The sequence below is a fragment of the Embleya sp. NPDC008237 genome (assembly GCF_042956465.1).
In the GTDB taxonomy this organism is placed as follows: domain Bacteria; phylum Actinomycetota; class Actinomycetes; order Streptomycetales; family Streptomycetaceae; genus Embleya.
The window spans coordinates 301,619-321,542 of sequence record NZ_JBIBGL010000005.1 but is presented as its reverse complement, the minus strand read 5'-3'; the positions used below and the strand labels follow the sequence as shown (position 1 = coordinate 321,542).

12 protein-coding genes are annotated in these 19,924 nt (G+C 69.8%); 9 read left to right on the top strand and 3 right to left on the bottom strand.

Going from position 1 to position 19,924, the window contains the following annotated elements:
• Nucleotides 1-166 precede the first annotated feature (166 nt).
• Nucleotides 167-1,441 carry an ATP-binding protein gene (locus ACFZBU_RS15170; RefSeq protein WP_391584007.1) on the top strand — a complete coding sequence of 425 codons (1,275 nt, stop codon included), beginning with the start codon at nt 167-169 and terminating at the stop codon, nt 1,439-1,441.
• Between the two features lie 431 nt (nt 1,442-1,872).
• Here the strand turns inward: ACFZBU_RS15170 and ACFZBU_RS15165 are convergent, their stop codons facing one another.
• On the bottom strand, nt 1,873-2,421 hold the full coding sequence (locus ACFZBU_RS15165; protein ID WP_391584006.1) for a TlpA family protein disulfide reductase: 549 nt from the start codon (nt 2,419-2,421) through the stop codon (nt 1,873-1,875).
• A 257-nt stretch (nt 2,422-2,678) separates the two neighbouring features.
• On the opposite strand from ACFZBU_RS15165, the gene ACFZBU_RS15160 reads away from it, so the two are divergent.
• The 5 genes from ACFZBU_RS15160 (at nt 2,679) to ACFZBU_RS15140 (ending at nt 7,275) form a co-directional block, all read left to right on the top strand.
• Complete coding sequence (locus ACFZBU_RS15160; RefSeq protein WP_391584005.1) at nt 2,679-2,849, top strand: hypothetical protein; 171 nt, start codon at nt 2,679-2,681, stop codon at nt 2,847-2,849.
• A 38-nt stretch (nt 2,850-2,887) separates the two neighbouring features.
• Entirely contained in the window at nt 2,888-3,061 is a 174-nt protein-coding gene (locus ACFZBU_RS15155; RefSeq protein ID WP_391584004.1) for a hypothetical protein, read from the top strand.
• A gap of 83 nt (nt 3,062-3,144) precedes the next feature.
• Entirely contained in the window at nt 3,145-4,941 is a 1,797-nt protein-coding gene (locus ACFZBU_RS15150) for an ABC transporter ATP-binding protein (protein WP_391584003.1), read from the top strand.
• Nucleotides 4,938-5,411 carry a S26 family signal peptidase gene (locus tag ACFZBU_RS15145; protein ID WP_391584002.1) on the top strand — a complete coding sequence of 158 codons (474 nt, stop codon included), beginning with the start codon at nt 4,938-4,940 and terminating at the stop codon, nt 5,409-5,411. Before ACFZBU_RS15150 ends, ACFZBU_RS15145 begins: the two co-directional genes overlap by 4 nt.
• 376 nt (nt 5,412-5,787) lie before the next feature.
• Nucleotides 5,788-7,275, top strand: coding sequence for a rhamnulokinase family protein (locus ACFZBU_RS15140; protein ID WP_391584001.1), 1,488 nt, complete (start codon nt 5,788-5,790; stop codon nt 7,273-7,275).
• A gap of 310 nt (nt 7,276-7,585) precedes the next feature.
• On the opposite strand, the gene ACFZBU_RS15135 is transcribed toward ACFZBU_RS15140, so the two are convergent.
• Nucleotides 7,586-10,189, bottom strand: coding sequence for a collagenase (locus ACFZBU_RS15135; RefSeq protein WP_391584000.1), 2,604 nt, complete (start codon nt 10,187-10,189; stop codon nt 7,586-7,588).
• A gap of 821 nt (nt 10,190-11,010) precedes the next feature.
• Here ACFZBU_RS15135 and ACFZBU_RS15130 point away from each other — a divergent pair.
• The 3 genes from ACFZBU_RS15130 (at nt 11,011) to ACFZBU_RS15120 (ending at nt 14,251) form a co-directional block, all read left to right on the top strand.
• A complete protein-coding gene (locus ACFZBU_RS15130; protein WP_391583999.1) occupies nt 11,011-13,335 on the top strand; it encodes a glycosyl hydrolase family 18 protein in 2,325 nt (774 codons plus the stop codon).
• A gap of 242 nt (nt 13,336-13,577) precedes the next feature.
• Entirely contained in the window at nt 13,578-13,931 is a 354-nt protein-coding gene (locus tag ACFZBU_RS15125) for a VOC family protein (RefSeq protein WP_391583998.1), read from the top strand.
• 122 nt (nt 13,932-14,053) lie between these two features.
• Complete coding sequence (locus ACFZBU_RS15120; protein ID WP_391583997.1) at nt 14,054-14,251, top strand: hypothetical protein; 198 nt, start codon at nt 14,054-14,056, stop codon at nt 14,249-14,251.
• Nucleotides 14,252-14,296: 45 nt separating this feature from the next.
• Here the strand turns inward: ACFZBU_RS15120 and ACFZBU_RS15115 are convergent, their stop codons facing one another.
• Nucleotides 14,297-19,324, bottom strand: a complete 5,028-nt coding sequence (locus ACFZBU_RS15115) for an FG-GAP-like repeat-containing protein (protein ID WP_391583996.1) — start codon at nt 19,322-19,324, stop codon at nt 14,297-14,299.
• Nucleotides 19,325-19,924 lie beyond the last annotated feature (600 nt).

The following is a 19,924-nucleotide window of genomic DNA, read 5'->3' as shown; positions in this document are numbered from 1 at the left end:
CCGGGCTTTCGTCCGGCGCGCGTGTCGCAGGTACTTGGCGAGGTGTCCATTCACAGGGTGACCAAGTTCGGGCCCGCACTTGTACACAACGACGCGTTCGCGGCGCGGCGGTGCTCCCTAGTGTTTGCCATTCGTCGAGGCACTCGATCCCCGGATGGAGCTGTTCATGGTCTGGCTCATACAGGACTACCGCGAGGAGGACCTCGCGGCGGTGGTGCACCTGATCGACACCACGACCGAGCTCGGCCAGGAGTCGGTCTTCTCGCTGTCCGAGTGCATCAACGCGCTGACCTCGCGACAGCCGGCGGTGATCGCCCGACGGGACGGCGCGGTGGTCGGCGCGGCGCTGGCCACGGTGTCCGAGGGGCGGGCCTGGGTGATGCGGATCGCCATCTCGCCGGCCGCGCGCGGCCTGGGGCTGACCAGCACGCTGCTGCTGGCGCTGGAGCGCAGGTTGGTCGAGGATCGGGTGCGCCGGATCGCCTACGTGCTGCCCGAGGAGGACTCACGCGAGCTGGGGCTGCGCAACGCGGGCTACGAGCGGCGGCCGGCGGTGGCCTACTTCGAGAAGGTCGAGCCGGTCGACGACCACGCGGCGGAGACCCTGGACCGGCTCGGCGGGCGGATGTTGCCGGGTGACCTGTGGTCGAAGGTGGCCGGCATGGAGGTGGAGAAGAACCTGATCGAGCGGCGTGTGGTGCTGCCGCTGGCGGATCCCGAGCGCGCGCTGCGGCACGGCGTGGAACCGCCGAGTGCAATCGCGCTGTTCGGCCCGCCCGGCACCGGCAAGACCACCTTCGCCCGGGCGATCGCCTCGCGCCTGGGCTGGCCGTTCGTGGAATTGTTGCCCTCGCGGCTGGCCGACGGCGGCAACCTGGCCGCCGCGCTGCGCGAGGCGTTCGGGCGGCTGGCCAGGCTGGAGCGGATCGTGGTGTTCATCGACGAGGTCGAGGAGATCGCGCCGGTCCGGCACGCCCGGCCCAGTGCCGGCCACGCGGTGACCAACGAACTGCTCAAGCTGATCCCGGCGTTCCGCGAACACGGCGATCGGCTGCTGGTGTGCGCGACCAACTCGGTGCGTTCGCTGGACCCGGCCTTCCTGCGGCCGGGCCGGTTCGACTACATCATCCCGGTGGGCACGCCGGACGCGGACGCGCGGCGGGCGATGTGGACCCGGTACGCATCGGCCCGTCCGGACGTGGACCTGGACGCGCTGGTGGCGGCCAGCGAGTTGCTCACGCCCGCCGACATCGGCCACGCCGCCCGGATCGCCGCCCAGGCCTCGTTCGAGCGCGACCTGTTCGACGAGTCCGCGACCGCCGACGGGCCGGGTGCACACACCGAGGACTACCTGGACGCCCTCGCCCAGTCCCGACCCACGGTGACCGCGAGCATGGTCGAGATGTTCGAGCAGGACATCACCACCCACGCCCGGGTGTGACCCGGCGCCGTGCCGGCCGGGGCCGTCGGATCCGGCCGGCGCGGTGGGCGGTGACATCGTGTGCGGTCGGCACTTCGCGTACACGTGCTCCGCGTTGCCCGGAGCGGTGACCTGTCGGTCGCGGAGCACGACGGAGAGCTTGACGCCCCGGCCGCGACACGCGGTGTCGAAGTCGGCCCTGGTGTACTCGACGACGAGGACCCGATTGTCGAAGGTCGCCGCACAGGATTCACGCCGGCGGATATTTGATTCCGGTAATACTTTGCGAATTTGCATGCGGCAACGCATCCGCGGCCCTCGACTATCCGCCCGATCGGGGTATCGAATTACCCGCCGACAATGATCACGGCCGGGAATGGGCCGGGCCGGAAAAGGATCTTGTCGGAATCCGATCGCGCCCGGCCGAATCGGTCGAATCCGGCGGTGGTGCGTCAGGCGGCGGCGCGCACCGGCGCGGAAAGGGCTTTCGGGTCGAAACCACTCGCGGTGATCGTGCCGTCCGCATCCAGCAGACCGAACACCGGATATCCGGTCACCGCGAATCCGCGACCGAGTGGACCGTCGGTCGGTTCGACCACGACCTGCGCGACCGCGGCCAGCGCGGCGACCTGCTCCCGGGTCTCCGCCTCGTCGCCGTGCACTACCGCGAGCACCCGCAGGCCGTCCGCCTTGCGCGCCGCCGCCACGAACTCCGGCAGTCGCTCCTTGCAGGCCCGACAGTCCGGCGAGAAGAAGCCGAACAGCGCGGCCCCCAGATCGTCCCGGGACACCGTCTCGCCCGTGGTGGTGACCACGGTGAAGGCGGGCGCCGGCGAGCCCACCGGCAGCACCAGGTCCGAGATGTCCACGCCCTGCGCGCCATGCCCGTGTTCGCCCTGTTCACCCTGGGCGCGAAGTTTGCGAATGACGCCGAAGGTGAGCAGCAGATTCAACAGGCACAACACCGTGACCAGCACGACGGCGGCGATCAGGAACGGCATGGGGATGCTCCCAAAAGGGCGAAGGATGTCGGCCGACCTCGATGTGCGCGCGACCGGCGAACACGGCCGTCGAAATGTATCCCCGCGCTCGCCAATGGCAACAGTGCTCACTCGGCGACGGCTCGAAACAAACACGGTATTCATTGATTCGAGGTACTCGCTATCTCTTGCGACTCGGCTGACGAAGGGTTTAGCGTCGCCTCCGGCAGAAGCACACCCCGCTTCCGTCGATTCGACCCTTCAATGGAAGGTCCACGATGAACCGTGTGATCGGCACCATGGGCGACAAGCTGTTGGGACTCGTCCTTCGCGAGAAGCGAGCCGGGGCGTGCGTCCCGGAACACGGCCAGTTCTGCGTGTGTCGCAACCACTACCGCTACGTGTACAGCTGCAACGGCCCGTGCGTGAAGACCGCCACCCGGTGTTGACCGGCGTCCTCGCCGCTACCGCGACTCCGGAGGCTGAGATGAAGCGAGCGATCGGCACGATCGGCGACCGGCTGCTCGGCCGGGTCCTGACGGAGAAGCGCGCCGGCGCGTGCGTCGAGTACGTCGGCCGACTGTGCCACTGCCGCGACGGCCGCGAGTACCGCTACAGCCGCAACGGCGTCTGCACCCTCCGACCGGGCAACCCCTGTTGATCCCGGAATCGGACGGGACCCCGGAGGGCGGTACCTCTCCGGGGTCCCGGTTGCGCCCGCGCGCGGTCAAGGTGGCCCTTGCGTTGCAGTTCAGGGCCGCGCCCGTGGGCGCGGTGCTGTTGCTGGTGGCCACTGTGCTGATCGGCGTGCTCCCGGCTCTGGCCGCGTGGCTGACCAAACTGCTCTTCGACGAGCTGGGCCGCGGCGAACACGCCGACTCGGGGCGGGCGGTGGCCCTCGGCCTCGCGCTCGCGACGCTCGGTGCGGTGCTCGCCGTGCTGATGCAACTGGCGAGTTATCTGGACGAGGTGGTGCGTCGACGGCTCGTCGTCACCGTCGAGCGGGACCTGTTCGCCAAGGTCAACGAGTTCCGCGGACTGCGCCGCTTCGAGGACCCGGCCTTCCACGACCGGCTGCGGCTGGCCCAACAGGCATCCGAGGACGCGCCGCACAACATCACCATGTTCAGCCAGGAGGTGGTGCGTTCCGGCGCCGCGCTGAGCGGGTTCACCGGTGTGCTGCTCGCCGTGTGGCCGCCGATGGTGGGACTGCTGTTCCTGGTCGGCGTCGCCGCGTTGTCGGCCCGGTTGTCGATGGCCCGTCGACAGGTGGCGGTGCTGGAGCTGACCTCCGGGAAGCAGCGCCGTCGGCTGTTCTACCGGTCGTTGCTGACCGACCCGCGCGCGGCCAAGGAGATCCGGCTGTTCGGGCTGGGCGACTTCCTGCACGGCCGCCTGGTGCGGGCGCTGCGCGAGGCCACCGACGCCGAACTCGCGGTGGCCCGAAGGGGCATGCTGATCCAGGCCGGATTCGCCGCGCTGAACGCGGTGGTGGCCGGGCTGGGCATGGTCGTGGTGGTGGCCGGCGCGGCGCAGGGCCGATTCACCGTCGGCGACGTGATGTTGTTCACCGCCGCCGCGGCGGGCGTCCAGCAGGCCTTCACCGGCGTGGTCACCCAGGCCGGCGTGGCCGCCGAGGCGATCCGCCTGTTCGGTCACTTCCTGGATCTGATGGACACGCCCGACGACCTGGAGACCGGGACCGGACAGGTGCCGGCGCTGCGCGGACGACTCGAATTCGACGACGTGTGGTTCCGCTACGACGCACAGGGCCCGTGGGTGCTGCGCGGGGTGAGCCTGGTGGTGCCCGCCGGCGCCGCCGTGGGCCTGGTCGGACGCAACGGCACCGGCAAGAGCACGCTGATCAAGCTGCTCTGCCGGTTCTACGACCCGGATCGGGGTGCGATCCGCTGGGACGGCGTGGACATCCGCACGATGGACGTGGCCGCGCTGCGCCGCCGGATCGGGGTGACCTTCCAGGACTACATGACCTACGACCTCTCCGCGGCGGAGAACATCGGCATCGGCGACCTGGCCCACCGCGAGGATGCGGCCCGGATCCGGTCGAGCGCGGTGCTGGCGGGCATCGACGCGGACCTGTCCGCGCTGCCGGACGGCTACCGGACCCAGTTGAGCCGGGTGCACCTGGACGAGGACGACGACTCGGCCGGTGTCACGCTGTCCGGCGGCCAGTGGCAACGGGTGGCACTGGCCCGGTCGTTGATGCGCGGCGACGCGGATCTGCTGATCCTGGACGAGCCCAGCTCGGGCCTGGACCCGGAGGCCGAGCACGAGGTGCACCGCGCGCTGCACCGGCACCGGGCGGGCCGGACCGGCCTGCTCGTGTCGCACCGGCTGGGCGCGCTGCGCGACGCGGACACGATCGCCGTGCTGGCCGACGGCCGGATCACCGAACTTGGCCGCCACGACCAGCTGATGGCCTTGGCCGACGGGCACTACGCCCGGCTCTTCGGGCTCCAGGCGGCCGGGTACCGGGACCGGTGCGAGGACTCGACCAGGATCGTGGAGGAGGCACAGTGAGGGCGTACGGGCGCGTGGCCCTGGTCGTCGGAACGGTCGCGACGAGTGCGGCGCTGGCCGGGTGGGCGGTGCGCTCGCGGCTGGCGCTGGTGCGGGTGACCGGGATGAGCATGGCGCCGACGTTCGTGGACGGCGAGCGGCTGGTCGTGCGCCGGACCACCGCCGTGCGGCGCGGCGACGCGATCGTCTTCCGCAATCCGGTCCGGTACGGCGCGGAGGACGACCTGCGGTGGCTGGTCAAGCGGGTCGCGGCGGTGTCCGGGGATCCGGTGCCGAGCGAGGTGCGCCCGGCGGTGCACGCGGTGCACGGAACGGCGGTGCCGCCCGGGTCGCTGGTGGTGCGCGGGGACGCGGTGCACACCCAGGATTCGCGGCACTTCGGCTACGTACCGACCTCGACCGTGCTCGGCGTGGTGCTCGGCGGGCGGGGGGAGCAGAGTCGGCGCGCGGTGTGGGAGGCCGGCGTCTGACGGGTCGGGGTGGGGGGCCGGCTCGTGAGGTGTTCCGGCGGGGGCGCCGGGGCCTGCGGTGTCGCGGGGGAGGGGCCGGCGCTTGACGTGTTCCGTCATGGGGACGTACGTTCGCCGACGTGAATTGAAACGTTTCATTTCCGGTTCGGTTCAGGTCGGCTCGCTTCGGTTCAGGTCGGTTCGGTTCAGGTCGGGTCGGGCTGGGCTGGGTCGGGTTGGGTTGGGCTGGGCCTGCCGGCATGGCTCGGTCTCCGGCGGTGGGTGGCCGTGAACGCCGGTCGGGTCGAGGTGCGCCGGATCTCGGTCGGGTTGCCTGGGGGATGCCGGGCCGGAGGAGTCGGTGGGGCGGGGTGGGTGGCTTGGGAGGGAGTCGGGCATGCGTACGGCGCGGAGTTTTGTGGCTGTCGATCTGGGGGCGTCCAGTGGCCGGGTGCTGGCCGGGCGGGTCGGACCGGATTCGCTGACCGTGAGTGAGGCCCATCGGTTCGTCAATCGGCCCGTGCGAGTCGGCGGGACGTTGCACTGGGACGTGCTCGCCCTGTACGCGGGCGTCCTCGACGGGCTGCGGGCCGCCGGACGCTCGGCCGGCCCGCCGGTGAGCGTGGGAATCGACTCGTGGGCGGTCGACTTCGGGCTGCTGGACGCCGACGGTGCGCTGCTCGGCAATCCGGTGCACTACCGCGATACGCGCACCGAAGCGGTACCCGACCGGGTGTACGCCCGCGTGGCCGCGACGGAGCTGTACACGATCACCGGCATCCAGCACGCGAGTTTCAACACGGTCCATCAGCTCGTCGCGGCATCCGACACCCCGCAATTCGCGGCCGCCCGGCAGGCGTTGCTGATCCCGGACCTGATCTCGTACTGGTTGACCGGAGTTGCCGGCACCGAGGTGACCAACGCCTCCACCACCCAGCTTCTGGATCCTGTCACCGGGTGCTGGTCGAGCAGGATCACGACCGCGCTCGGCCTGGATCCGCAGTTGTTCGCGCCACTTCGCCTGCCCGGCGAGGCGGCGGGCGCGCTCACCGCGCAGGTGCTCGCCGAGACCGGGCTGCGCGGACCCGTACGGGTCACCGCCGTCGGGTCGCACGACACCGCGTCGGCGGTGGTCGGGGTGCCCGCACACGGCAGTCGTTTCGCGTACATCTCCAGCGGCACATGGTCGCTGGTCGGTGTCGAACTCGACGCGCCGGTGCTCACCGAGGAGAGCCGACGGGCCAACTTCACCAATGAGTTGGGTGTCGACGGCACCGTGCGCTATCTGCGCAACGTGATGGGGTTGTGGCTGCTTCAGGAGTGCATGCGGCACTGGGACCGAACGGGCAGGCCGCACTCGCTGGAGCGGCTGCTCGACGACGCGGCGCGGGTGCCGGCGCTGCGCTCGCTGGTGGACGCGGGCGACCCGGCCTTCCTGGCGCCCGGCGACATGCCGGACCGGATCGCGGGGGCCTGTCGGGAGGCGGGCGAGCCGGTGCCCGGGACGCCCGGCGAGCTGGTGCGCTGCATCGTGGACAGCCTGGCGCTCGCCTACCGGGGCGCGGTGCTGGATGCGCAACGCCTGGCGGGGCACGCGGTCGACGTCGTGCACGTGGTCGGCGGCGGGGCGTTGAACTCGCTGCTGTGCCAGGTCACCGCCGACGCGTGCGGATTGCCGGTGGTGGCCGGGCCGACCGAGGCGGCGGCGCTGGGCAACCTGCTCGTGCAGGCCCGGGCCGCGGGGAGCGTGACCGGTTCACTGGCCGACCTGCGCCGGTTGTTGCGGGAGACCCAGCCGCTGCGCCGGTACGAGCCGCGGGGCGACCCGGGCGTCTGGGCGCGGGCGGCGGATCGGTTGCCGGCCCGCCCGGCGGCGGTCGGTTGACCTCGGCGCGCCGGCGCACGTATCGAACTCGACGGCACGGTCGCCGAATTGCTCTCACGTGAGGGAGGGAGCCGCAGTCGCACACCCATCGGCAGGTGGTGTTCCGACCCGAGCCGTCGTGCTCGAGTCGGCGCCGGGCTGCGCGGTCCACGGCGGGCGACGCGGGTCGGTGACGGGCCACGCGAGTCGACGACGACGGGCGGCGACGAGACCCGGTGGGATCCCGTCGCCGCCCGAAGTGGGCCGCGCGACTCGTGGTGCGCGTTGTCGACTCGTGGTGCGTGTCGTCGACCGGGTGGTGCGCGTTCGGTCAGTAGGCGGTGGTGACCGACGTGCCGGCGAAGGTCTGCTTCGCGTGGAGGGTGATGTAGTGGTAGCCCTCGGGAGGTGCCGTGATGGTCAACGTCTCGGCATTTCCGGTCGCGGTGGACTTGCTGGTGTAGGCGGTGTTCGTGGCCCACACGTCACTGTTGTAGTAGAGGTCGGCGTTGCCGGTACCGCCGGCGGTGGTGATGTTCAGACGGGCGGTACCCGCCGGGATGTAGATGTAGAAGTACAGCTTGTCGTTCCCGCCGGCCGCCGCCGACAGGCCGCTGCGCCGGCAGTTCTTGCCCAGCACGCGGGTGTCGGGGTCGGTGCACTCGGGGCCGCCACCGCCGCCGGTGACCGTGACGGTGTGCGTGACGTTCGCGGTGGCGCCCCGGTTGTCGGTCACGGTCAGCCGCACGGTGTAGGTGCCGGCGGCATAGTTCCTGGTCGGGTTGGCCGCGGTCGAGGTGGTGCCGTCGCCGAAGTCCCAGGCCCGCGAGGCGATCGTGCCGTCGGGGTCGGTGGAGGTGTCGGTGAAGGCGACCGAGGTGCCGTTGACGGCGCTGGTGAACTCGGCCACCGGCGGTCGGTTGGCGGGAGTACCGCCGCCGCAGTCGCCCGCCGCGCAGGCCGCCAGCCACGTGTACCAGTCGCTGTCGTAGCGGGTGCCGATGGTGCTCGTCAGGAACGAGCGGGCGCCGGTCCAGTCGCCGGCCCGGTAGTAGCCCAGCAGCCGGGTGATGTCCGCGGGGTGCTTTTGCAGCATGTAGCGCACCCCGAGGTAGCCCCAGCGGTAGATGCGGGTCGTGTCGTGGGAGTAGGTGGTGTCGAAGACCGTGCTCAACGCGTAGGTGTGCTTGCCCGCTTCGGTGATCGCCGCGTCGTAGGGCAGATTGCGGTAGGAGTAGGAGACGTACTCGGCGAAGCCCTCGATCCACCAGATGGTCGGGGTGGTGACGCCGGCGTCGAAGTCGCCGGCCATGTCGAAGCGGCCGTCGAGGTAGTGCGTGTACTCGTGGTTGAGGTTCCAGATCTCGAACGCGGGGCGCGTCCACTCGGCCTCGTAGGCGATGAAGCGCGGCTGGTTGCCGGCCGCACTCGGGTCGCCCTCCAGGTACATGCCGCCGTTGTTGGTGTCGATGCCGAAGATCGCGCCGGCGTAGGTCTGGTAGTCGTCGCTGGAATCGAAGACCACGACCTCGATGGTGGAGTTGCGGTCGTTGGCGACGGGACCGTTGTCCGCGACCACGCCGTGGAAGTAGGCGTCCTGGTTGCGCAGGCTGGTGCACGCGGCGGTGAGGTTGGCCGCAGTCATCTCCTGAGCGCGGATCCGGATGCCGGCACTGCACGTGTAGTCGACGGTCAGCACGGCCGCGGTCAGCCGAGCCTGCAGGTTGCAGGTGTCGTAATAGGCACACTGTGCCTTGTCGTAGAAGTCCGTGCCCTCGGCCAGTGCGACCCACAACGACGCGGTCGGTCCGGTGATCGAGGTGGCCTGCAGGTGCGTGCGCACCTTCGGGCGCACCTTGGCCTGGAGGGTCGGGTACTGGACGAACCGGACCAGTTCGCGGCCCGCGTTGGTGGTCAGGTACCCGCGGTCGGTGCCGAGCAGGTCGCGGTGCGCGGTCGCGAACGCGTCGACCGCGTCGACGATGCTCGGGTCGGCCTGCACGGTGGTGACGAACTCGGGGACCTGGTGGCCGCGGAACAGCACGGTGAAGCTGTTGTTGACCGCGGCCTTCATCCACCAGGACGCGTCGTACGAGCTGTTGTAGCCGGCCAACAGGCGCTTGACCACGTACAGGTAGCGGGCGTTCTGCTCGGCGCTGTCGATCAGGGTGACCGCCTCGGCCAGCGTCTCGCCGTTGGCGTCGGTGACGTCGGAGGAGTGCGGGTTGGCGTAGAAGGCGTCCAGCCCCGACCGGATGGCGGTTTGCAGCGTGGGGCCGTAAGTGCCCACGGTGGACTGGTTGTACCAGTGCACGTAGTAGCCGGCCCGCAGGAAGAGCACGACCTGCGGGGCGCCGGTGCTGCCGTTGCCCGGGTAGGTGCCGGCCAGGTCGCGCAGGGCGTAGGCGACCGTGGTCATCTGCGCCTCACGGAAGATCGAGTAGGCGTCGGGCCCGGTGACCGAGAACAGCGTGTTGACGCAGTCCGTGGTCGACGCCTTGATCTGCTGAACGAGCGCAGCGCCGGTGCGACTTGCGAAGTCGGCGACTGTGCAGGTCGCCGCCGCGGCGACGCGTTGCTCGGCGGCCATGGACGGGCGGGCCGGAAGTACCGCGGCCGATGGGTCGTCGTAGTCGCGCCGGGCGGTGGCCGACGCGGACGCGGACAGCGGGGGTCGGTCGGGTACCGGTAGCGGTTTGCCCTGGGTGTGCGGGAGTTGGTCGGCCGGGGCGCTGGGGGCGGTGCCGGCCGACGGTCCGGGGACGGAGGAGGGGGTGGAGGTCGACGTGGAGGTTGCCGGGGCCGTCGATGTCGCCGCGATCGGATCGGAGGGGGCGGCCGATCCGGGCTGGGTGAACAATCCGAAGCCCATGGCGAGGGAGATGGTGACCACCGCGACGCGGCGAAGTCCCTGTCGTGCCAGGTTGGTTCGCAAAGACCGTCTCCTTGCGGAACAGAGGTCACGCCGATGCGTGCCTCCGGATGAGGGGTGGTGCCACGGCATGAGCGGTTCGTCGCCGGTCCCGCTCCGGGGACTTCGGGATCGGCGCGAGCGTGGTCCTGGTCCCTGCCTCGCCGAAAACGCAACGGTGGCAAGGCAGTTGGTGCGGCGGGGGACCGGAAGGGGAGCGTCCGGACCACCGCGTGACATGTACCATGTCACAAATCACATTTTGCGTGAAGGCCTGTCGAACATCGAGTGTGGCCAACGAAACGGCAGCCGTCGGTGGGGAAGCGGGGGTGGGGGTAGGGCTGTTCGCCTTGCGCTTGCGCGTCTGTTCGCGCGCGCATCCGCGCGCGCGTCCGTGTCCGCGTCCGGGTGCGTGCTCGCGTCCGCGCCTGCCCGCGTGCCTGCGTGTCCGCCGGCGTGCTCGCGCCCGGGCGCCCGCATGCGTGTTCGCGTGCTCGCGTGTCCGCGCGCTCGCTTGCGTGCCCGCTCGCGTACGTTCGCGCCCGCCCTGCGCGCGTCCGCCCGCGTGCCCGCGCCGGCTCGCCCGCTTGCCCGCTTGCCCGCGATCGAATCGGACCGGATCGATTTCGCCTTCCCGCCGCTCCGCTCCCGCCGCCCCGCGCGCTCGTCACGATGCCGCCCGGGCGAGCGGATTTCGATCGATCCCGGTCTCCGATGATCCCTACTGGTCTAGACCTTGATTATTGGTCCAGACCTTCATTACGCTCGCTCTACTGTGTGAGCCGGGCATCCCGGCTCATTGTGGGGCGCAGGTTCTCCATCGGATCCCAAGTCCAGGAGCACCCATGGCCATCGGTACCGTGAGGCGCACCAAACGCACCAAACCAGGCAAGAGATTCATCGCGATCTGTGCCTCCCTGCTTCTCCCGCTCGCTGCGATGGTCGGCCTGTCGGCCGCGCCCGCGCAGGCTGCCGCGGGCGCGACCGCAACGTTCGCCAAGACCTCCGACTGGGGTGGCGGCTTCCAGGCGGAGTGGACGATCAAGAACACCGGAACCACCGCCATCACGGCCTGGACAGTCGAGTGGGACTTCCCCACCGGCACCTCCGTGGGCGCGTACTGGGACACGCTGATCACCAAGTCCGGTTCGCACATCACCGCGAAGAACCGTGAGTACAACGGCTCGCTCGCGCCCGGAGCCAGTGCCAAGTTCGGCTTCGTCGGCTCCGGGCCCGGAAGTCCCGGCAACTGTAAGGTCAATGGCGGCCCCTGCGACGGCGCACCGCCGACGGACAACCCGCCGACGGCGCCGGGGCAACCCACCGCCACCGCGACCACCGTCGACTCGATCTCGCTGAGTTGGACGGCGGCCACCGACGACAAGGGCGTCCAGAACTACGACGTCTACCGAGGCGCCACGGTGGTCGGCACGGCCACCGGAACCGCGTACACCGACACCGGCCTGAGCGCCGACACCGCGTACGCGTACAAGATCGTCGCGCGGGACACCATCGGCCAGACCGGCCCGGCAAGCCCCTCCGCCACGCTGCGCACCAAGCCGACGGGCGGCGGCACCGACAACCCGCCGACCGCGCCGGGCACTCCCCAGGCGAGCGCGGTCACCGACACCTCGCTGACGCTCAACTGGGCGGCGGCGACCGACGATCACGGCATCAAGAACTACGACGTCTACCGAGGCGCGACCAAGCTCGCGACGGTGACCACCACCGGCTACGGGGACACCGGCCTGACCGCGAACACCACGTACACGTACACGGTGGTCGCCCGGGACACCCTCGACCAGACCGGGCCGGCCAGTGCGCCGCTCACGGTCAAGACCACCGGTGGGGGAACCCCCGGCAACGACTACGTGCGGGTGGGCTACTTCGTACAGTGGGGTATCTACGGACGCGCCTACACGATGAAGTCGCTGGACACCTCCGGCGCAGCGGCCAAGCTTACCCACCTCAACTACGCCTTCTCCAACATCGATCCCACCAACCTGACCTGTCTCAACGGGGTCACCCGAGCCACCACCCCGGGACCGCAGGATCCCAACCAGGGTGACGGCGCGGGCGATTCGTGGGCCGATTACGAACGTTCGGTCGGCGCGGGCGAGTCCGTGAACGGGACCGCCGACACCTGGAACCAGCCGCTGGCCGGAAGCTACAACCAGCTGCTGCAACTCAAGGCCAAGTACCCGAAGTTGAAGACGCTGATCTCGATCGGAGGCTGGACGTACAGCAAGTACTTCTCGGACGCCGCCAAGACCGAAGCATCGCGGCAGAAGTTCGTGAAGTCCTGCGTGGACATGTACATCAAGGGCAACCTGCCGGTGACCAACGGACGCGGCGGAACCGGTGTCGCGGCGGGTGTCTTCGACGGGTTCGACATCGACTGGGAGTGGCCCGGCTCCGAGGGTCACGCCGGCAACCACATCTCGACCGCCGACAAGAACAACCTGACCCTGCTGATGGCCGAGTTCCGCAAGCAGATGGAAGCGCTGACCACGACCACGGGCAAGCACTACCTGCTCACCGCGTTCACCCCGGCCGACCCCGGCAAGATCGACGCGGGTTGGGACATCAGCACGCGGGACGGCACGCCCAGCGTGTTCGACTACATGGACTTCGCCAACGTCCAGGGCTACGACTTCCACGGTTCCGGCAGCGACAACAGCTGGGAACCCAACCGCACCGGCGACCAGGGCAACCTGTACGTCGACGCGGGGGACCCGTACCCGACCAAGTTCAGCGTGGAATCCACCGTCCAGTACTACCTGGACCAGGGCGTCGACCCGCGCAAGCTGGTGCTCGGGCTCGCCTTCTACGGCCGTGGCTGGCAACAGGTCACGGACGGTGGGGCGCACGGTGAATGGCAGGCCGCCAACGGTGCCGCGCCGGGGCAGTTCCCGGAGGAGTCCGGCACCAGGGGCTACGCCAACCTGATCGCGTCGGTACCGAACCTGACCGTCTACCACGACGAGCAGTCGGTGTCGACCTACGGCTACACCGGCAACAACGGCCAATGGTGGACCTTCGACGACGCGTGGTCCATCGGTAAGAAGACGGCCTGGCTCCGCACCAAGAACCTCCTGGGCGCAATGCTCTGGGAGATGAGCGGAGACACCGGAGTGCTGATGACCGCGGTCGACAACGGGCTCAAGTAGCCCACCTGATCGGAAGGCCGGGAGCGCGGTGAGTGGCCGCCTCCCGGCCTTCCTCATGCGCGGATGTCCGGCCTCGGCCGGGCACTCGGAGGTGGTCGCCGAACCCGAACCCATCACCGCGACGCCGGTGGCCGCGGGGTCGCAGGGACGATGCGCGACCGACGGGAGGAGGAGCCCGCCGTCCGGCATGGACGATGGCGTGGTGCCGGCCTGCTCGGTCGCCGTCCTGGCAGGATGGCGACATGGAACACGTGCTTGGAATCGGTGGTTACTTCGTGCGCGCCGCCGACCCGGTGGCGCTGGGCGCGTGGTATCGCGATTGCCTGGGTCTCGACACCGACGAGAACGGCCTGTGGCATCAGGAAGCCGGGCCGACGGTGGTGGCAACGTTCGAGTCGGAGACCGACTACTTCGGGTCCCGTACCCAGCAAACCATGATCAACTTCCGGGTCCGCGACCTGGATGCGATGCTCGCCCAACTGCGCGCCAAGGGAGCGGACGTGACCACGGCGACGCAGGACATGGCGGGAGTCGGTCGATTCGGCTGGGTCACCGATCCCGAGGGCAACCGGATCGAGCTGTGGCAGCCGGCCTGACCACGTCCTCCGGCAGTCGATGATGTGCCGGTTGCCGGTTGCCGGTTGCCGGTTGCCGGTTGCGGGTTGGCGACTGGCCGCCGAGGTGTGAACCTTGGCGGGGCGCGCCCATTCCGCCTTGCGTGGGGATGCGCCCGCGGCGCCGCCTGTATCGCCTCCTGGTCACCGCGATCGAGTCCTACACCCTCACCCTGATCCGCGACCTGGCCGCCGACCCGTCCTCGTACGCGGCGGCACCCGGGACGCGACCGACTTCGAGTGACCGGCGGCGGCCGCCGGGCGTCGCACTGCGCGGACACGCGAACGGGCCCGGCACGTGATGTGCCGGGCCCGCCGCTCATGGGTGTGCCGGTGTTGCCCTGTGGTTACCAGGTGCCGGGTGCGGCCCGCCATGCCTGGAAGGGATTCTCCAACGTGCCGTCGGCCTTGCCGAGGAACGTGTTGAAGGTGCTGCTGCCGTCGCTCCAGTCGTACATGGCGCCGATGTCGGCGTGTCCGTCGCCGTTGAAGTCACCGGAGGTGGGCATGGCCCACTTGCTGTCCCAGGTGCCGGTGGCGGACTTCCAGGCACGCACGTCGGTGGTGAAGCTACCGTCGGTGTTGCCCGCGAAGGTGAAGATGCCGGTCGTGTCGCCTCCATAATCGTAGGTCGCGGCGATGTCGGCGCGGTGATCGCCGTTGTAGTCGCCGGCGGAGAGGATGACCCGGTTCCACTCCCAGTTCCCCACGGGCACGTTCCACGACTTCACCGGGTCGTCGAATCCGCCGTCCGGGCGGGACTTGAGGGTGAACAGTGCGACGGCTCCGCCATTGAGGTCGCCGTAGCCGTACATCGCGCCGATGTCGGCGCGACCGTCGCCGTCGAAGTCACCGGCCACGTACTTCCCGCGTGGCTGCACCCAATTCCCGGGGCCGCTCTGCCAACTCGCGAACGCGTCGGTGAAGGTGCCACTGCCGTCGACCTTGCTGATCCAGGTGTAGGCGGCGGCCGCCTCGTTCCCGTGGTCGTAGATCATCGCCGTGTCGGCGCGTCCGTCGCCGTTGAAGTCGCCGGCCAGGAACTGGGCCTTGGCCCACTCCCAGTTGCCGGGAGGCGTGTATGCGCTGGGGACGCCTTCCTCGAAGGTGCCGTCGGCGCGGGACAGGAACGTGAACAGCCGGGTGCTGCCGTTCGGGTAGCCGTACAGCGCGCCGATGTCGGCGCGTCCGTTGCCGTCGAAGTCGCCGATCGCGAACTTGGCCCGGGTGCTGTCGAACCAGCCGTAGTGGCTGGTCCATGCCCTCCTGGGGGCGCCCACGGTGCCGTCGGCGTTGCCCGATGCGACGTAGAAGCCCGTGGTCTCCGAGCCGAAGTCGTAGACGGTGAGTACATCGGCGCGGTGGTCGCCGTCGAAGTCCCCGGCGAATTCGCTGCGTTGAGCGGCCGTCTTGTCGTTGGCGAGGTGTGCCGCGGAACCGCCGGCGAACTCGTTCCAGCGGATGTAGCCGCCCTCGTAGTCACCTCGGACGCCGCCGGTGACGGGGTACTCGTCACTGGTGGGGAAGCCGAGCCAGCCGCCCTCCCATCGCTGCGCGGCCCACACGGTGAGGTTGGCCCCGTAGACCGGCCAGGCGCCGGTCGCGGCCGACCAGTAGATCGAGCCCGTACTCGCGGTGGCCGTGGGGATACGGAAGTTCACGTACTTGCCGGGCTTGAGCGTGGTCGGGCTCACGTCCATCTCGGGGAACCCGAGCCTGCTGAGCGGGCCGCCCATCGACTGCCAACGGTCGTAGATCGGACCGGTGATGACGTGCGCGCCGGTACGGCCGTCCCAGGTCACAGCACCTGCCCCGCCCGCGGGGGTACCGCCGTAGCGACTGATCCAGCCCACGACCTGGTCCGCACCGTCGCGGACGGTGATCTCGTCCGAGACCGGGTAGCCCAGCGGCCCGGTGAGGCCGCCGCTGTCGAGCCACTTCTGCCGGGTGCCGCCGTGCTGGAACCAGGCGCCGGTGTAGGGCGACCAGTTGATGCAGCCGAAGGTCGCATCGTTCGAAGTCCCCTGGAAGTCGACGAACCTGCCGCCCTGGCCGTCCTCCCGCACCGGTGTGGTGGGCAGCCGCATCGGGCCGCCGGGCCCGCCCAGGGCCTCGTACTTGGCCAGGATCGGACCGCAGATGTCGAAGGTCTTCGACGCGTCGAACGCGGTGGCGAACGGCTTGCAGGTCGTCCACGGTGTCTGGCTGTTGGCCAGCAACTGGGCCGTACCGAAGGCCGTGGCGCTGCCTGCCGGGTTGCCTCGGATGAGGTAGAGGCTGCCACCGGGGCCCTCGGCCCACAGGTCGGCGATCTTGTCGCCGTCCAGGTCGCCGTCCGCGTGCAGGCCGGGATAGACGGCGGTGGTCATGTCGGCGGCGAGTTGCACCCGCCGACTGTCGTCGCCCAGTGCGGCGACGTCGGTGAGCGTGGGGGAGATCTTGTGCGAGGGGTACTGGTACAGCTTGCCGGTGGTGCGGTCGCGGACCCACAGGTCCGGGCGGGCGTCCGCGGTGACGTCGCCGGGGGCGATGATGTCGCGGTCGGCCCAGTTGGCGGTGCTGAGGAGTTTGGCGTAGGGGTTGAACTGGCCGGGGGTGCCGTTGCCGGTGAAGAGGAAGAGTTGGTTGGTGTCGCCTTCGACGGTGATCAGGTCGAGTCTGCCGTCGCCGTCGACGTCGCCGGGGGCGACGATCTGCTTGACCTTGGTCCAGTTGGCGGCGAGGGTGCCGGCGGGGCAGGCGAGGTTGGTGGCGGCGATGAGGCAGCGTGGCGGCCGGGTGGCCAGCACGCGGTTTTCGGCGACGTAGAACTGGCCGCCGTTGTTGGCCGATCCGGGCTTGGGCAGCGCGGTGTAGCCGTCGCTGTTGCGGTAGACGTACAGGCTGCTGCCGTCGTGGACGAACAGGTCGTCCTTGGTGACACCCGCGCCGCCCCGGTGGGCGACCAAAGCCCCGGTCCAGGTGGGGGCGTTGGTGGCGGTCCGCTTCGGTCCCTGGGCGGCGAGGGAGGTGGTGCGCCCGCCGGTGGTCGGGTCGGTGGCGGCGTCGTACATCCGCAGATCGCCTGCGTCGTTCACGGCGAGCATGTCGATCCGGGTGTCACCGTTGATGTCGCCCAGTTCGGTCCGCGCGTTCGGATTGCCGGGCGCGTAGAACTCGTAGACGAAGGACTGGGAGCGGTTGCCGGCCTGGTCCACCGCGCGCACCGTGAGAGTGTTGGTGCCCCACCGCGACACGTACAGGTCCGTGATCCGCCACTTGCCGACCTTCTCGTCCCAGGTCGCGGTGGGGGCTTCGCCGACCGGCAGGGTCGAGTTGAGGGCGAACTCGACGCGGCCGACGCCGGAGTCGACGTCGGCGGCATCGACGTAGAACGTGCCGGTGTTGTCGGTGGTCTTGTTGCCGCCGTTTTTCGGGAAGTCGATGCTGGTCACCTCGCCCACCGTCGGGACGGTGCCGTCCACGGTGAACACGCAGCCGTCGGTCCAACCGGAGGGACGCCGTCCGTCGCCACCCTTGACGCTGGTCTGGTACCGCTTGCCCGCCTTGAGCAGGGCGGCGGGCACGTCGGCCGATCCGGTGGCGCCGTTGGGCCCCCATGAGGTCCAACCGCTGTTCCAGATCTCCGTCTTGCCGGTGTCCGTCATCTCGTCGAGTGCGAACCACAGGTCGCCGTCGTCGCCGTCGGGGTCGTTGCGGTCGGCGAACATGCGAAGTCGCCCGACATCCTGGTTGAGCAGCCCGATGTAGCCGCAATTCCCGGACGCGGCACCGTTGATCGGCGCGGGGTCGGTACGCAGGTTGGTCGGCGGGTTCGGCGCAGTGTTGTAGTTGACCGAGAGCACGGTGTCGGCGGGCTCGCGGGAGACCCGCTTGAAGCCGTTGTTGCCGCTGACCTGGCTCTCGTTGCCCTGCACCGCCAGGATCACCGAGGGGGTGCCCAGACGTGCGGCGATCTGGTCGGTGACGGTGAAGTCGAGCATGCGCGGGGCGCAGTGGTCGTCGGCGCTGGAGCCGGGGAAGGAACCGCTCGCCCAGGCGGTGCGGTTGCCGGCGGGTTGGTTGTTCCAGTTGGTGTAGTTGTCCAGGGTGCCGGTGACCTGGTTGAGGTAGACCGGTTGTGGGGAATCGGTGCACGAGTGCATGGCCGAGTCGACCTGCTTGACGCTGAAGGTGGCGCCGATGATGTCGGTGCCGGCCAGTCCGATGGGCACGCGGAAGAAGGAGCGTTCCAGGCCCTTCTTGTCCGGCGGCCACTGCTGGTAGCCCACGCCGGGCTGGTATTTGGTGTTGTCGCGACCGGGCGTGGTGGGGTAGGCCGACTGGGCCCAGCCCCAGGTCTCCGCCCAGCGGCCCCAGGTGGGGTCGATGTAGACGGGGAAGACCGTGTCCGGCGCGGCGAGCAGCGAGGCATCGGCGGCGAGGGTCAGGGACTTGGCGTCGACCGTGGTGTCGAGGTCGGCGGTGCGGGCGTGTGCGCCGGGGCGGTGCGCGTCCGAAGTCGGTTCGCCCTGGGGCACGTTGCCCGCCGACGCACTTTGCGCAATGGCCGACCGCGCGGCGGCCGGGTCGGTGGGGGTGGTGCGCGAGTCCCACATCTGCGGAGTGGGTGCGACGAACACCGGTGCGCCGTCGGCGGTCTTGGCCACCAGCGAGCCGTCGCTGTTCTCGGCGAGTGTGACCCCGGTGGTGCTGGTGCCGAGCCTGAGGGTGGCCAGCTTGGGGTTCTTCGCGGCCTGGGGGGTCTTGACGATCAGGGTGTGGGCGAAGCCGCCCTGCTTGGCGGCGGTGACCTTGAGGTCGACGTCCGGGAGCACGCTCGGGTACAGCGCGGAGGAGCCTTCGAGGACCGGCTTGGGCAGGGTTCCGGGCCAAGTCAGCGCGAGGGTACGACCGTTGCTGGTGATCGAGGCGAGGACGTCGTTGCCGCCGCCGCCCAGGACGAGGTCGTCGGTGGTGCTGACCGGGCGGACCCTGCCGTCGGCGGAGGGCCGCAGGGTCGCGTCGAGGTCGACCCACGTGCCGGTCTTCTTCGTCCGGGTGGGCACGATGGTCCGCTTGAGCGACATCGTGCCGTCCGGCAACGCGGTGACCGTGTCGGTCTCGGTGGTCAGCGCCGGCACCGGCACCGGCTGCTTCGTGGCCCGGGCCTTGGCGGAGGCGCTCTGCTCCGCCTCGGCCTTGGCGGCGGGGGTCGGATCCTGTGGGTCTGCCGATGCGGCGACGGGCTTGACGGCGGCCGCGCCGGGCGTGGCGGGTGCGGCCTGGGCGACGGGCGCCAGGACACCGCAGGTGAGGGTGAGCCCGACCAGCCCGCACACGGCGGCCGACAGGCTGGGACGTATTCGTTGGCTACGCGGGGGTGGATGCCCCATAAGGCTTGCTCCTGCTCGGGGTTGACAACACCGGCGCGTGAAGGGCCGGAGTTCCGGGGGATTCTCGGTTCGGCCGACTCCGGTATGGCGGTGGGCATTTGGCGTGCGCGTGCCCGGATGTGGGTGCGGATGGGGGCGCGGGCACGAGCGCCGGCACAGACAATCCGCGAACCGTCGGCGACCGGCGAGGACGGTTTCGGGGGTGCGGGCGCGCCTGCCCCATGGGCAAGTCTCCTGAGCCTGGCGGGAATGGGGCGGGTGAGCCGCATACAGATGCGCGGAACCTATGGGCCGGTGTCGAGGGGCGGCAACATGACTTTCCTGTGACCTACTTCACGGTATGTATATGGCCGAGTCGACTAATGGTCTTTGGCTGAAAGCAAGCCAACTAACCATCCGCTTTTGATAGCAGCTGCACCCTTTCGATCAACCGAGGACATCTGAAGAGCCTGCGAAGTTGTAGTGACAGGTATCACAGCAGCCCGGGGAACTGCCGTTGTCCGTAAGGGATTCCAGGCCCTACGTTGCGCTTCCCATCTGATCTTGCGTCTGCCGGTGGCGGGCGGGAACGGCGGTCGACAGAGTGCGTGGCATAGGCAT